The 14,516-nt window shown below is 32.9% G+C and carries 9 protein-coding genes; 2 read left to right on the top strand and 7 right to left on the bottom strand.

The window, feature by feature from the left end:
- Nucleotides 1–570: 570 nt before the first annotated feature.
- Both DZ60_RS0101385 and DZ60_RS0101380 read right to left on the bottom strand, forming a co-directional pair.
- Nucleotides 571–1,320, bottom strand: coding sequence for a C40 family peptidase (locus tag DZ60_RS0101385; RefSeq protein WP_025739831.1), 750 nt, complete (start codon nucleotides 1,318–1,320; stop codon nucleotides 571–573).
- Between the two features lie 39 nt (nucleotides 1,321–1,359).
- Nucleotides 1,360–2,538, bottom strand: coding sequence for an acetyl-CoA C-acyltransferase (locus DZ60_RS0101380; RefSeq protein ID WP_025739829.1), 1,179 nt, complete (start codon nucleotides 2,536–2,538; stop codon nucleotides 1,360–1,362).
- A 281-nt stretch (nucleotides 2,539–2,819) separates the two neighbouring features.
- On the opposite strand from DZ60_RS0101380, the gene DZ60_RS0101375 reads away from it, so the two are divergent.
- Nucleotides 2,820–4,871 (top strand): HD family phosphohydrolase, encoded by a 2,052-nt coding sequence (locus DZ60_RS0101375; protein ID WP_025739828.1) that lies wholly within the window; start codon nucleotides 2,820–2,822, stop codon nucleotides 4,869–4,871.
- Nucleotides 4,872–4,903: 32 nt separating this feature from the next.
- On the opposite strand, the gene DZ60_RS0101370 is transcribed toward DZ60_RS0101375, so the two are convergent.
- From DZ60_RS0101370 to DZ60_RS0101355, 4 genes are all read right to left on the bottom strand, one after another.
- A complete protein-coding gene (locus DZ60_RS0101370; protein ID WP_025739827.1) occupies nucleotides 4,904–5,182 on the bottom strand; it encodes a DUF3817 domain-containing protein in 279 nt (92 codons plus the stop codon).
- Between the two features lie 30 nt (nucleotides 5,183–5,212).
- Nucleotides 5,213–6,451 carry a mechanosensitive ion channel family protein gene (locus DZ60_RS0101365; protein ID WP_034228314.1) on the bottom strand — a complete coding sequence of 413 codons (1,239 nt, stop codon included), beginning with the start codon at nucleotides 6,449–6,451 and terminating at the stop codon, nucleotides 5,213–5,215.
- A gap of 263 nt (nucleotides 6,452–6,714) precedes the next feature.
- Nucleotides 6,715–9,336, bottom strand: a complete 2,622-nt coding sequence (locus DZ60_RS0101360; RefSeq protein ID WP_025739823.1) for a TonB-dependent receptor — start codon at nucleotides 9,334–9,336, stop codon at nucleotides 6,715–6,717.
- Nucleotides 9,337–9,497: 161 nt separating this feature from the next.
- Entirely contained in the window at nucleotides 9,498–10,037 is a 540-nt protein-coding gene (locus DZ60_RS0101355) for a hypothetical protein (RefSeq protein ID WP_025739821.1), read from the bottom strand.
- A gap of 412 nt (nucleotides 10,038–10,449) precedes the next feature.
- Between DZ60_RS0101355 and ychF the strand changes: the two genes are divergently transcribed.
- Nucleotides 10,450–11,544 carry a redox-regulated ATPase YchF gene (ychF, locus tag DZ60_RS0101350; RefSeq protein WP_025739819.1) on the top strand — a complete coding sequence of 365 codons (1,095 nt, stop codon included), beginning with the start codon at nucleotides 10,450–10,452 and terminating at the stop codon, nucleotides 11,542–11,544.
- Nucleotides 11,545–11,804: 260 nt separating this feature from the next.
- On the opposite strand, the gene DZ60_RS0101345 is transcribed toward ychF, so the two are convergent.
- A complete protein-coding gene (locus DZ60_RS0101345; RefSeq protein ID WP_025739817.1) occupies nucleotides 11,805–14,363 on the bottom strand; it encodes an ATP-dependent Clp protease ATP-binding subunit in 2,559 nt (852 codons plus the stop codon).
- Between the last annotated feature and the right edge of the window lie 153 nt (nucleotides 14,364–14,516).

Genomic DNA, 14,516 nt, shown 5'->3' with positions numbered 1-14,516 from the left:
AAAATTTTCCTTTTACATCCTGTCTGCTCGCAGAAGGTTGTTTTTTTTTGTAAAAAAGAATAAAAAAATAACATTAAAGTAAACACTACTATATCTCATTATTTATTTAGAGAATTAGTAAGATGTTTTAATTTTTAATGTTTAAGCCTTTATTCTTTAGTAATTTGTGAAGAAGTATTGTTATACCATATATACCTGTTTTGTTGTTTTTTTCCTTGTGCTAAATTATATATTAAATGTTAAATGTTATTAAAAAAATGAATAAAAACGTTAAACGGTTCATTTTTGTAAATGAAGAGCACATTTTTTGTGTTTTGTAAGTTTTTTTCACTTACAAATTTTTTATTGAACACCTTGAGAAAGAGAAGGTAACACTGTTTAATTTTATTATTTTTTTTACTAAAAAGATAAAATTTACTGTTTTTTTTTGGGGAAATAATAATTGTAGTAGTTGTATATAGAGATTTTACCAAAAAAACCTTTTTGTAGTCTAATGAAATAAATAATGTGCTCCTAAAAGTGAAAAAATGTATTTTTCTTCTTATAAATAGCAAGGTGCTAAGTTTTGTTTTAAATAATTTTTTTTATTACTCTAAGTTGATGGCTATATCTCTTTGTATCTGTATTAAATATACCGGTATGATCTAGCCTATCGATGCGCACTTTACCATGAGCATGGATTATATAGTTTTCTTTCATTATAATACCTACGTGGGTAATTATTCCTTCATCATTATCAAAGAAAGCAAGATCTCCTGGTTCACCTTCTTCAATAAAACTTAATGGTTCCCCTTGTGTAGCTTGTAGTGAAGCGTCTCTTAGAAGTCGATACCCATTTAGTTTATAGACCATTTGGGTGAATCCGCTACAATCAATGCCAAAATTTGTTCGACCTCCCCATAAATATGGAGCATTTAGAAAGAGTAAGGCTGTTTCGATCAGATTTTTTTTAGGTAATTCTTTGGTAATGTTTTGTCCCTCGAATGTATGCTTAAAGAAGTCCAAGGCTATAAGTGAAGAACCTAAAGGTATCGGAATTAGCTGATCTTTTTCGCAGCTTACAAAATCAACTAAATCAGCCGTTAGATTGGGTGTTTTGTTATCAAAAATTACATATTCTTCTTTAGAGATATCCCGATATTGCTTATTATCAATCCACCCTTCATAAGAGTCAAAAGCTAACCTTATGCGACTCCATTTTTTTCTTTTTTCGATCACCTTAAAATGTTCTCCATATAGTACCTGAGAAACCAATTCACTGGTATCTTTTGGTTCAAAACGTAAAGGGACAATGCTGAGATTGCAAATACCGTATTGCATAAGTTTAAAAGAAAGTATAAATATATTTATGAGATACTATTAAGCACGCTCTATAATCATTGCAGAAGCACCACCACCACCATTGCATATTGCGGCGGCTCCAATTTTTGCATTATTTTGTTCGAGTACATTCATTAATGTAATCACAATTCGTACACCCGAACATCCTAAAGGATGTCCTAATGATACCGCGCCTCCATTTACATTGGTATTATGGTCTGTTAAACCCAAAATTTTCATATTTGCCAATCCAACTACAGAAAATGCTTCATTAAATTCAAAGAAGTCAACATCTTCTTTTTTGATACCAGCTTTGTCTAATGCTTTAGGCAAAGCCTTTGCTGGAGCTGTAGTAAACCACTTTGGCTCATGAGCTGCATCGGCGTAACTTTTTATTTTTACAAGTGGCTTTAATCCCAGTTCCTTTGCTTTCTCCATACTCATTACTATAACTGCGCCTGCGCCATCATTGATAGTAGATGCATTGGCAGCAGTTACTGTGCCATCTTTAGAAAAAGCAGGGCGAAGGGCAGGGATTTTTTCAATCTTAACATTTTTGAATTCTTCGTCTTCAGAAACCATAACAGGCTCTCCTCGTCGTTGAGGAACAGTTACAGGAACTACTTCATTATCAAATTTCCCTTCTTTCCAGGCAGCCGCAGAGCGATTATAGGATTGAATAGCAAAGCTATCTTGATCCTCTCTACTAAAGTTATGTTCTGTTGCACAAAGATCTGCACATACACCCATTGCGTTTTGATCATAAACATCAACAAGTCCATCACGTTGCATACCATCTTCTAGTGTTTGAGATCCAAATTTATGACCTGAACGAAGTCTTACATAATGTGGGATTAAGCTCATGTTTTCCATTCCTCCTGCAACAACAATATCGGCATCTCCTAGAGCAATTGTTTGTGCGGCATGCATTATAGATTTCATACCACTAGCACAAACTTTGTTTATTGTAGTACAAGGAACGGTATCAGGAATACCAGCAGCTAGTGCAGCTTGTCTTGCAGGTGCTTGACCATTACCGGCTTGAACAACATTTCCCATAAATACTTCTTGTACCAATGATGGGTCTAGATTTATTTTTGTTAATGCTCCTTGAATTGCAATGGCTCCCAATTGAGTGGCTGGTACAGTAGATAAACTTCCCATAAAACTTCCGATTGGGGTGCGGGCTGCAGATACAATTACGACTTCTTTGCTCATTATTCTTATTTTTAATGATGTGATACCTTCCTATTTTGCGAATTTAATGATTTTTATAGGATATACATGATGAAGTTACTAACAAGAGAAACAAAATAGGACTGATATATTTTTTAGTACATTTGGGTAACTTTAGGGAATATAAGCTATCAAATCATATATGAAATTCTATGATGCTATTTTTTGTTTGAAAATAAGTGCGTAGTACATATTTGTACAGCATTTTATATTAAAATTTGTTGATTAGTTTGTAGAATATTGATTAAAATCGTTTTAGGTAAATGAAAATTTTTTTGAATAGTATTTATAAAAAACAATCTCTAATGTATAGAGTTTTTCTTTTTATATGTACCACTGTACTTATTGTCTATTTGTTTCCAAAAGGAGGAGTTTTCAAGTATGAGTTTATTAAAGGAAAACCTTGGCAATATGAAAACTTATATGCGCCATTTGATTTTGCAATTGCAAAAACAACCTTAGAAATAGCTTCAGAGAAAAAACAAATCGAAGAAAATATTATTCCTTATTTTGAGTATGATACGGTCATTTCTAATGCAGCAAAAGAAGCTTATGATGATGCTTTTGCAAGTTATTTAAAGGTGCTTAATGAAGGAAAAAGACGTAAACGTGATAAGTCTAAACTTTTTGGAAGGATATTGTTAAATGACATATACAGATATGGTGTTTTGCAGGAAACATATTCATATAACGATAAAAGACAGATTTTCTTAAATAAAGGGAATACGGCAGAGGCAATAACTTATGGTCAGATTTTATCGGCAAATACATTAACACAAACTATTAATTCTCGAATTGAAAAAAGTGAATACGCCGAGTACAAAAGTGATTTTGTGGCTTTGTTTTATGATTTAGTTAAGTCAAATGTAAGGTTAAACGAAAAATTAACGCAAAGTACTTTACAAACAGAACTTGATAAAGTACTCACAACAAGAGGAGGTGTTTCTAAAGGAAGTCGAGTAATAGCCAAAGGAGAAGTTGTTGAAGGAGATAAATTGCAAATACTCAATTCGTTAAAGGCGGAGTATGAGTCTCAAGTTTGGAGTGATAAGAATTTTTATTGGATTGTTGTAGGATATGGACTTCTGGTTTCTCTTGCACTCATGATGCTTCTTCTTTTTATTAGAAAATACAGAAGGGACATTTATGACAACAATACACAAGTTACTTTCATATTTTTTAATGTTCTTTTGATGGTGTTGATCACCATAGTTGTGGTTCAATATCAATCAGCATATATTTATGTGGTGCCATTATGTATTCTTCCATTAATTCTTAAAGCTTTTTTTGATGCAAGATTGGGATTGTTTACTCATGTAATTACGGTAATGATTTTGGGGTTTGTGGTTCCCAATAGTTATGAATATATGTTTCTTCAAATTTTGGCAGGAATAGTTACGATACTTACTATTTCAGAATCTTTTAGACGTGCCAATTTGTTTATCTCTGTTGGTCAGATTACGATAGTCTATGTAATGGCATATATTTCTTTTCATATTATTCATGAAGGTACCATCGGTAATATTGATTGGATAACAGTTGTGTTATTTGTTATCAGTGGTTTTGCAACGTTGATCGTACATCCTTTGATTTATGTATACGAAAAGATTTTTGGATTGGTTTCTGATGTTTCCTTATTAGAACTTAGTGATACAAATTCTGCATTGTTAAAGGAGTTATCAAATAAAGCCCCAGGGACTTTTCATCATTCTCTTAATGTTGCAAATATAGCCGAGGCAGCAGCAAGTGAAATTGGAGCAAACGCAATGCTTGTTAGGGTAGGAGCATTGTATCATGATATTGGTAAGATGGCTAACCCTATCTACTTTACAGAAAATCAATCGGCATCAGGAAATGCACATGACATATTATCTCCTAAGGAAAGTGCAAAAATAATTATTGATCATGTAATACATGGAATTGAGATTGCAAAAAAGAATAACTTACCAGATCGGGTTATTGATTTTATACGAACACATCACGGTACTAGTACGGTATATTACTTTTATGCAAAGGAAAAAGAAGACAATGAACACGTTAATATCGAAGATTTTCAATATTTAGGGCCGAAACCTTTTTCTAAAGAAACAGCCATTCTCATGATGAGTGATAGTGTAGAAGCAGCATCAAAAAGTCTCACGAACCCTACAAGTAGCTTGATTGACTCTTTTGTAGAAAAAATTGTAAATAAGCAAATTGAAGAAGGTCAATTTCTAAATGCAAATATTACTTTCAAAGAAATACAACAGGTGAAAAAAGTATTCAAGCGCAAATTGACAAATATCTACCACTTAAGAATCGAGTATCCAGAATAACAGCTGCTTATGTCAATAGTTTTTATTCTTAGTTAATTTTTTGCCAAGTATTTTTTATCCATCCAAAAAGTACCAAAAGGAATAATAGAACAAGCCAGAACAATAAGTAATGTTTTTATCCCCCATTTTTTTTCAGGTTTTACTAAAAAAGCAAATACAATATATGCAAGAAATAAAAATCCATGAGCCATACCAATTACCTTATTAGGTTCTGGAGATTCGAATATATATTTTAGTGGCATAGTAACAAATAGTATGAGTAAGTAAGAAATTCCTTCTAAGTAACTAATAAGTCTGAATGATGTGATCATAAACTACAATTATTTAATATATAAAACGGATTATTTTGAGACTTCGTAATTTAATTCAAAAACTTCTAGATTGAAGTATGGTATTGCAGATAATAAGTGATCAAAAATGTCAGCCATTATCTTTTCATAATTTTTCCAAACCTTATCATTACTAAATGCATAAATTTCGAGTGGAATGCCCTGAGCTGTTGGTGCTAGTTGTCTACTCATAATGGTCATTTCTTTGTTGATATATGGGTGGTTTTCTAAGTAATGTTCTACATAGGTTCTGAAAACTCCCATATTGGTGAGGTTTCTTCCATTTATAGAAATACTCTTGTCAATCTTATTACTTTTATTGTAGGTATCTATTTGTAATTGAATATTTTGTAAATACTCCTTGAGAAGGGCAACTTTTTCAAGATTTTGCACATCCTCAAGGGATAAAAAAGATATGCTTGCAGTCTTAATGAGTAATGCTCTTTTTATTCTTCTCCCACCAGAATCCATCATTCCGCGCCAGTTTCTAAAAGACTCAGATGTCAAGTAGTAGGTTGGTATAGTAGTGATAGTTTTATCAAAATTTTGGACTTTTACTGAGGATAAATTAATCTCTATAACATCTCCATCTGCCTGATATTTATCCATAGTAATCCAATCACCTATTCTTACAGTATCATTAACAGCTACTTGAATACTAGAAACAAAACCAAGAATTGTGTCTTTAAAGATTAGTAGTATAACCGCAGACATTGCTCCAAGAGCGGTAAGAAACGTCCATATTGATTTTCCGGTCATTGATGAAAAGATAAAAATGATTCCTATTATCCAAACAAAAATCATAAATACCTGTACATAACTATCTATGGGTTTATCTTTGAAAGAGTTTAAGGATTTGAGATAATCTCTAAATGTTCTGAGAACACTTCTTACTAACAAAATGAGTAATACGATAATCATAATGTCAAACAGTATCTCTAAATACTTTTCGGCAGTCGGAAAGCCAGAAAACAGCATAGGAACAATCCAAATTGTGAATGAAAGAGGAATAATATGTGCTAGATAATTGAAGGTTTTATTTTTTACCAGGTAATCGTCAAAGGTGTTTTTTGATTTTGACGCAAAGTTTTTAAATATAGAAATAAAAACTTTTCTCATAAAAAAGTCTAGAATAAACAGAATAATGGCTAGTACAGTAATTCCTATAAGTACATTGAGATATTCTGATATGTTTTCTGAGGTGCCTTTGGATACAAAAAGTTTATAAAAATAGCGCGTTAGGTCTTTCATGGGTATTATAATTCGGTTTGCTACAAAATTAGAATTATAGTTAAGGATAGAGCAATTAAAATGAAAGATTTTTTGTTGGGTGATTAAGTTGTAACATAACAGGCAATTCAAAATAATTTTAGAACACTTTACTAAGTAATCAGATGGATCAGAAAATCTATCGAATTTAGAAAAGTAAAAATAGACTCAGAAAGCTATTGTTCTAAAAAAAGTGTGATTTTTTGAATTGCCTGTTGTATTAATAATATATAGTTAGATTAGGGTTAGAAATTGAAATCTAATCTGGCAAAATAGTATGCACCACCAAATCCCATTTGTACGGCATCCCAATATCCACCTGCTTCGGTCTCTCCATCATTTTGTTGATCAGGATATTCATTAAAAATATTGTTGCCACCCAGAGTCAGTTTTAGTTCATTAGTGAGTTTATACCCGAAGTTTATATCCGCAGTGATTTTTGCACCATATACATCTTCAGTATCTACAAAATCTATAAGTACGATTTCACTAAAATGAGTTAATCCAATTCCTGCGTTAAATTTATTCTTACTGTAGTTAGCATTAAAAGAAAACTTACTTTCTGGTGCTGAGGCAAGAAGAAATGCTTTCTCTCTTTCTCCGAAGAATGTACTTTCGTCAAGATTTCCATTTTTAACGTCTTCAATGGTCATATTATTTATATTTCCTGCTAAGGTTGTAGAGATATTACCGAAATCATAATTTCCTTTCCAGGATAGGATCAAATCAAGTCCGAGTGTCTTTGTGTCTACTCCGTTTACGAAAAATTGTGCTTCTGCCACATTAGGTATTTGTGGAGCAGCAAATGTTCCGGTCAATACAATTCTATCTTTTACATCAATAAAATAACCATCTATTGTCGCTGTAAAATTACCAAATGTACCTGTAGCACCAAATGCTGCATTTATAGCCGTTTCTTCTTCTAATTGATTAATGCCGAAAGAAGATGTTACAGGGCTATTATTGGCAGATAATAATGTTTCTGTTGCAACACCTCCTTGAAAATCGGTAAATCTAAGGTTGTAATATATCTGAGCAAGTGATGGCGCTCTAAATCCAGAACTTACAGATCCTCGAATGTTGATTTGATCTGTGGCTTTAACTCTAAAAGCTAGTTTGCCGTTCAGCGTACTTCCGAAATCACTATAGTCCTCAAATCTTGTGGCTACACCTAATAAAAAGCTATCTGTGATATCGAGCTCAGCATCTGCATATACAGAAATATTCGATCGGGAACGATCTACCTCATTTGCCGGACTATACCCAGGAAATCCCTGAGATCCTCCTGGTCTTAATTCACCAGAATCAGGGTCCGTTGGTTGTATTTGAGTTGCTGGATCTGTTATTGCTAAACCATTGATATCATAGGTCGCATAAGAACCTTCTTCACCTGCAAATATCTCAAAATTCTCTGTTCTATATTCTGTACCAAAAGCAATATTGAATCCTTCCAGAATATCAGAATAATACTTAGAAAAGTCAAGACTCGTAGTATTTTGACTTAAGTTATGTCCTCCGGCATCAAAATCTGTAGGTGATGATGCTTCTAAGGATGCGTTTAATGTCCCTTGTATAAAGTAATGAAAGTTGTTCTTACCCCAAGTATTATTAATGTCGATTTTCCAACCACCATTTGTTTCTGTTCTTATTCCGGCAGAAACAGAATTATCAATTATGTTTGATGTAATTCTAGGTGTAAATCCGTTAGGGTAAATTTCTGTAACAACACGTTCACCGCCATTACGAGTAAAAGCAAATGCATCTGTATCTCTATAGCTTCTTCCGCCAAAGGCATAGAATTCAGCTTTTTCGGATAGAGGAATGGCAGTGTTTGCAAAAAAGTTGAAACCATCAATTGCAGCTTCACCAAACCCTCTTCTAAAATCATATCCTGGTCGTAACGTTTTATTTTTACTAAGATATTCTGTAGTAAAGTTGGCAAATCCAGTTTCTCCAATTTCTACCCCATAATTTGCTGTAATTTTAACAGATCCTCCATCAAAGTTTTGATCATCAGCGATGCTGTTTCCATCATTTTCAGTATCTAAACGATTTCCATCTGTATTCGGAGTACCTGCTGGAAAATCACCCTTCGCATTTGTGTTATATGCGCCATAACTTATGCTACCGGTTAGGGTGTTTACATTATCTTTTAAGACAATGTTAATGACGCCGGCAATAGCATCAGAACCGTATTGTGCGGCAGCACCATCTCTTAATACTTCAATTCTTTTTATAGAAGAGGCAGGGATTGCATTGAGATCTGTACCCGAGTTTCCTCTTCCTCTTGTCCCAAAAATGTTAATAAGAGAAGAAGAATGTCTCCTCTTTCCATTAATTAATACTAGTGTCTGATCTGGGCCCAAACCACGCAAAGAAGCTGGGTCAATATGATCAGCACCATCAGATCCGGATTGTTTATTTGCATTAAATGAGGGAGCAGTATACTGTAATAACTCATTGACTTCGATTTTACCCGACTTGGTTATTATATCTTGCATATCAATGACATCAATTGCTACAGGAGTATCGGTTGCTGTTCTTTTTGGACTTCTTGATCCCACAACAACAATTGTACTAAGGGCTTCTCCTTCTAAAAGAACAATGTCAATTTTTTGCTGATTTCCTATGGTAATTTCCTGAGATTCAAAACCAACAAAGCTAAATATAAGAATGGCGTCATTTTGTACAGTAATTTCATAATTCCCTTGATCATCTGAGGCTGTTCCGTTTTCTGATCCTTTTTCTAAAATATTAACAAAAGGAAGCGGGTTTCCAGAAATATCTTTTACTGTTCCGGTAATTGTATTCTGACTAAAACAGAAACTTGTAAATAGGCTAATAATGATAAGTGTAAGTTTTTTCATAAAAGAGTTTAATTTAAGAAGTTTGTTATCTTAAATGTATCTATTATGAATAGTATATTTCTTAACTTTTAGATAAATTTATGATTAAGTCAGGAAACCCTAATTTCTACACTATAAAAGTTAAATAAAAAAGAAAATACAATTCTTTTAATATCATTAATTTAATTCTTTTTATAAACTGTTGTGATTATTTGGTCCGTTTTAGGGTTGTAAGTTTCCAGAATAAAATTCTGATCTTTATCAAAATGACCTATGCAGTTATCTTTTGCTCCAAAATTTACCAAATAGTATCCATCACCAATAAGTCTGGCTTTAGACAAGGTAGTTTCGGATTTGCTAATTAATGTTATCTGAAACCCTTTTTCATCAGCTACTTTTGTGTAGCTATCCATATCAGAAGATGAATGAGATTTTTCTATAATTACTTCTTCATCTTTGTACGCTGCAGATTGGTTTGTTTTATCGAGATCATCAGGATTAAGTTCTATTTTGCTTTTTTTGGTGATTACTTCCTCTTTTTTTATAATCTTTTCTTCACCATTAGCTCCTTTAATTCGAATCGTTTTGACTACCGTTTCTTTCGATGAGTTTTCTTTAGGAACAATCTCTTCGGTTTTAGGAGAGGTTTCTTCAGATTGAGCAATACTTATAGTTGGTGAAAAAATAAGTAATAGAATGAATAGTGTTTTTAAAGTTTTCATTTGTGTAATTGATTTGTTGTATAAAACTACAAAAATTGTAATGAATATTAAAATTCACTATTTGCATAATCTTTATAAAATCTTTGACTTTTTAATAGAAAATAGGAGGGAAGTATCTTTATCTGTTATATGGGCTGGTATCTTTATGAAGAGCTGAAGTGTCATACGGGCAGGTATTTTCTTAGTTTTGGTATACTGTAAATTTTGACTTTTTTTTTAAAAAAACAAATAAATGGTAAGCAAAGTACTTTTAAGTTGTAATAGGTTTTCTAATATATAATGTAGGTTTAATTTATGTTTACAACTAATCTTATACTACTACACTTGTTTACTACCATGGAATACCATTATCTTTGCATTTTTAAAATTTAGGCACCTTATTCATAGCCTAGCTATTATAATTATTTGTACCATGAAAGCAGGAATCGTAGGATTACCAAATGTTGGAAAATCAACATTGTTTAATTGTTTGTCTAATGCAAAAGCACAAAGTGCTAATTTTCCATTTTGTACAATAGAACCTAATATAGGTGTGGTGAACGTGCCAGATTCGAGATTAGAAAAATTAGAAGAGTTGGTGAATCCCGAGCGTGTTATACCTGCAACTGTCGAAATTGTTGATATTGCTGGATTAGTAAAGGGGGCAAGTAAAGGAGAAGGTTTGGGAAATCAATTTCTTGGCAACATAAGAGAAACAGATGCGATTATTCATGTTTTACGTTGTTTTGATAATGATAACATTGTTCACGTAGATGGTTCTGTAGATCCAATACGAGATAAGGAAACCATCGATATAGAATTACAGCTTAAGGATTTAGAAACCGTTGAAAAAAAACTTGATAAAGTAAAACGAGCTGCAAAGACAGGTAATAAGGAAGCTCAAAAAGAAGAAGCGATTCTTCTGAAATTAAAAGAAGGCTTGGATGCAGGGGTTTCGGTAAGAGCTATTACTATTTCTGATGATGATCGAGAAGCATTAGTGACTCCGTTACAACTTATAACAGATAAACCTGTTCTTTATGTTTGTAATGTAGATGAAGATGCTGCAGTAAATGGTAACGATTATGTAGTAAAAGTAAAAGAAGCAGTAGCTCCCGAAAACGCAGAAGTGATTGTATTAGCGGTAGGAACTGAAGCAGATATTAATGAATTAGATGATTATGAGGAGCGTCAGATGTTTTTGCAAGATATGGGGCTAGAAGAACCAGGAGCCTCGGTGTTGATTCGTGCAGCTTATAAGTTATTAAATCAACAAACGTATTTTACCGCTGGAGAAAAAGAAGTTCGAGCATGGACAATTAATATTGGTTCAACAGCACCACAGGCAGCCGGAGTTATTCATACTGATTTTGAAAAAGGGTTTATTCGTGCAGAAGTTATCAAGTATAATGACTTTGTAGAATTTGGTAGTGAATCAAAGGTGCGAGAAGCTGGTAAGTTAGGGGTAGAAGGAAAATCTTATATTGTTAATGATGGAGATGTTATGCATTTCTTGTTTAATGTTTAAGCTCTTTTTTTATTCTCCTGTTTCTTATATTGTAGTAACACCTATTTGCATTAGTGAAAGGCATTTTCAGAAGAAAAATAGATTTTAAAATAATTAAGAATAATTTTTACGGTTTGAAAAAGGAATGATTTTGGAATAACTTATTCAAAAATATTTATTCCTGATTATCATATTAATAGAAATAATTTTTAATTAGTAAGGGCTCCTACTTTGTCAAAAATAGGAGCCCTTGGTTATTTATTCTGTATTATTAGATTAATTTATGATTCTGTAGATTCTTCTGCCTTTTTTATAGTAATAACTAATTCGTCAGAATCAGCGTCCATGTCCATAAAAATACTATCTCCTTCTTGAAGTTGAGCATTAATAATTTCTTCTGCCAAAGCATCTTCAATATATTTCTGAATAGCCCTTTTTAGAGGTCTAGCTCCGTATTGCTTGTCAAAGCCTTTTTCTGTAATATAATCTTTAGCTTTTTCGCTCAATGATAATTCATAGCCAAGGTTTTTAATTCTGGCATACAATTTATCTAATTCGATGTCAATAATTTTGTGAATATGTTCTCTTTCTAGCGCGTTAAATACAATAACATCATCTACACGATTTAGAAATTCTGGTGCGAATGCTTTTTTCAAAGCGTTTTCGATAACTCCTTTCGCATAATCTTCTGCTTGTGATTTTTTTGCAGTGGTTCCGAATCCTACACCTTGACCAAAATCTTTTAGCTTACGGGCACCGATATTAGATGTCATTATAATTATAGTGTTTCTAAAATCAATTTTTCGACCTAGACTATCTGTTAAGTATCCATCATCCAAAACCTGAAGCATCATATTAAAAACATCAGGATGTGCTTTCTCAATTTCATCTAATAGAATTACAGAATACGGTTTTCTTCTTACTTTCTCTGTTAGTTGCCCCCCTTCTTCATATCCAACATATCCTGGAGGCGCACCAATCAGTCTTGATACCGCAAATTTCTCCATATATTCGCTCATATCTATTCTGATAAGTGTGTCTTCACTATCAAAAAGCTCTCTAGCTAATACTTTTGCCAATTGTGTTTTTCCTACTCCTGTTTGTCCTAAAAATATGAAGGAACCAATAGGCTTGTCGGGATCTTTAAGTCCGGCTCGATTACGCTGTATCGCCTTAACTACTTTGGTGACTGCCTCATCTTGACCGATTACTTTTCCTTTAATTAAGTTAGGTAATTCTGCTAATTTATTGCTTTCTGTTTGCGCAATTCGATTAACAGGAATACCAGTCATCATAGAAACTACATCGGCTACATCTTCTTCATCAACGGTTTCTTTATGTAGTTTAGATTCTTTTTCCCATTGTTCTTGAGCGACTCCTAACTCTTTTTCGAGATTTTTCTCATCATCTCTAAGTTTTGCAGCCTCTTCATATTTTTGCTTTTTAACAACACTATTCTTAAGCTCTCTAACTTCTTCTAATTTTTTCTCTAGATCAAGTATTTTTTTAGGAACGTCAATGTTCGTAATATGTACACGAGAACCAGCTTCATCCAGAGCATCAATAGCTTTGTCTGGCAAGAAGCGATCTGTCATATAACGATTTGTTAGTTTGACACATGCTTGAATAGCTTCGTGTGTATAAATAACATTATGATGTTCTTCATACTTTTCTTTTATATTATTGAGTATTTCGATGGTTTCTTCGATATTAGTTGGCTCCACAATAACTTTCTGGAAACGTCTCTCTAGAGCACCATCTTTCTCTATGTATTGTCTATACTCATCTAATGTAGTAGCTCCAATACATTGAATTTCTCCTCTTGCTAATGCAGGTTTAAACATATTAGACGCATCTAAGCTACCCGTTGCCCCACCAGCACCTACAATCGTGTGAATTTCATCTATAAAAAGAATAATATCATCATTCTTTTCTAATTCATTCATTACCGCTTTCATACGTTCTTCGAATTGTCCACGATATTTTGTACCCGCAACAAGACTAGCCAAATCAAGAGTTACGACTCTTTTATCAAAAAGAATTCTAGATACTTTTCGTTTTACAATTCTCAGGGCAAGACCTTCGGCTATTGCAGATTTACCAACACCAGGTTCTCCTATGAGTAAAGGGTTGTTTTTCTTACGTCTACTCAATATTTGCGAAACACGCTCTATTTCTTTAGAACGCCCTACAACTGGGTCAAGTTTTCCTTCTTCTGCCATAGCAGTAAGGTCACGACCAAAATTATCCAAAACGGGCGTTTTAGATTTTTTACCAGTTTTACTTCCTCCAGTAGGAGAATTAAAGGGATTTTCTTTTGAAGAATCTCCTGTTAAATCATCATCATCTTCCGAAAAAGATTCTGATTTTGGGCTATCTATATAGTCATCTTCGTTTGTTATCATAAACTTAAATTGGTCTTTAACATTATCATAATCTACTTTTAAACGATTTAAAAGTTTGGTGGTAGGGTCATTTTCATTTCTTAAAATGCATAAAAGAAGGTGCGCAGTATTTATAGACGCACTTTGAAATAGTTTAGCTTCTAAAAAAGTGGTCTTTAGTGCTCGTTCAGCCTGTCTAGTCAAATGTAGATTCTTCTTTTCATTCGAAGCAACTGCTACGTTTGGATTTGCGGGGCTTAAAATTTCAACTTTTCTCCTTAAATTTGTAAGATCAATATCTAAAGCATCCAGAATGTTAATTGCTTTTCCACTACCATCACGTAATAATCCAAGCATAAGATGTTCAGTGCCAATAAAATCATGCCCCAGTCTGAGCGCTTCCTCTTTACTGTAAGCAATCACATCTTTTACTCTTGGTGAAAAATTATCATCCATAAAATTAATCTCTTTACTTTTTCTTTTAACTAAAATAGTGATTTTTAGAATTACATTAAAAAAAACTACTCTTTAATTTATTTATATGTCCCAATATCTGTGCCAATTTACTTGTATTATGGAATCATTATCAAGTGTTTTGATAAAAAAAAT

Origin of the sequence: Aquimarina pacifica (assembly GCF_000520955.1) — a bacterium.
In the GTDB taxonomy this organism is placed as follows: Bacteria; Bacteroidota; Bacteroidia; order Flavobacteriales; family Flavobacteriaceae; genus Aquimarina; species Aquimarina pacifica.
Note: the sequence above shows the minus strand (reverse complement) of the source record. Positions and strands in the feature narration are given on the sequence as shown.

Excerpts from the sequence above, each read along its gene's own strand:
- DZ60_RS0101365 (WP_034228314.1), bottom strand. The coding sequence starts at position 6,451 with ATGAAAGACCTAACGCGCTATTTTTATAAACTTTTTGTATCCAAAGGC.
- DZ60_RS0101355 (WP_025739821.1), bottom strand. The coding sequence starts at position 10,037 with ATGAAAACTTTAAAAACACTATTCATTCTATTACTTATTTTTTCACCA.
- ychF (WP_025739819.1), top strand. The coding sequence starts at position 10,450 with ATGAAAGCAGGAATCGTAGGATTACCAAATGTTGGAAAATCAACATTG.
- DZ60_RS0101370 (WP_025739827.1), bottom strand. The coding sequence starts at position 5,182 with ATGATCACATCATTCAGACTTATTAGTTACTTAGAAGGAATTTCTTAC.
- DZ60_RS0101375 (WP_025739828.1), top strand. The coding sequence starts at position 2,820 with ATGAAAATTTTTTTGAATAGTATTTATAAAAAACAATCTCTAATGTAT.
- DZ60_RS0101360 (WP_025739823.1), bottom strand. The coding sequence starts at position 9,336 with ATGAAAAAACTTACACTTATCATTATTAGCCTATTTACAAGTTTCTGT.
- DZ60_RS0101385 (WP_025739831.1), bottom strand. The coding sequence starts at position 1,320 with ATGCAATACGGTATTTGCAATCTCAGCATTGTCCCTTTACGTTTTGAA.
- DZ60_RS0101380 (WP_025739829.1), bottom strand. The coding sequence starts at position 2,538 with ATGAGCAAAGAAGTCGTAATTGTATCTGCAGCCCGCACCCCAATCGGA.
- DZ60_RS0101345 (WP_025739817.1), bottom strand. The coding sequence starts at position 14,363 with ATGGATGATAATTTTTCACCAAGAGTAAAAGATGTGATTGCTTACAGT.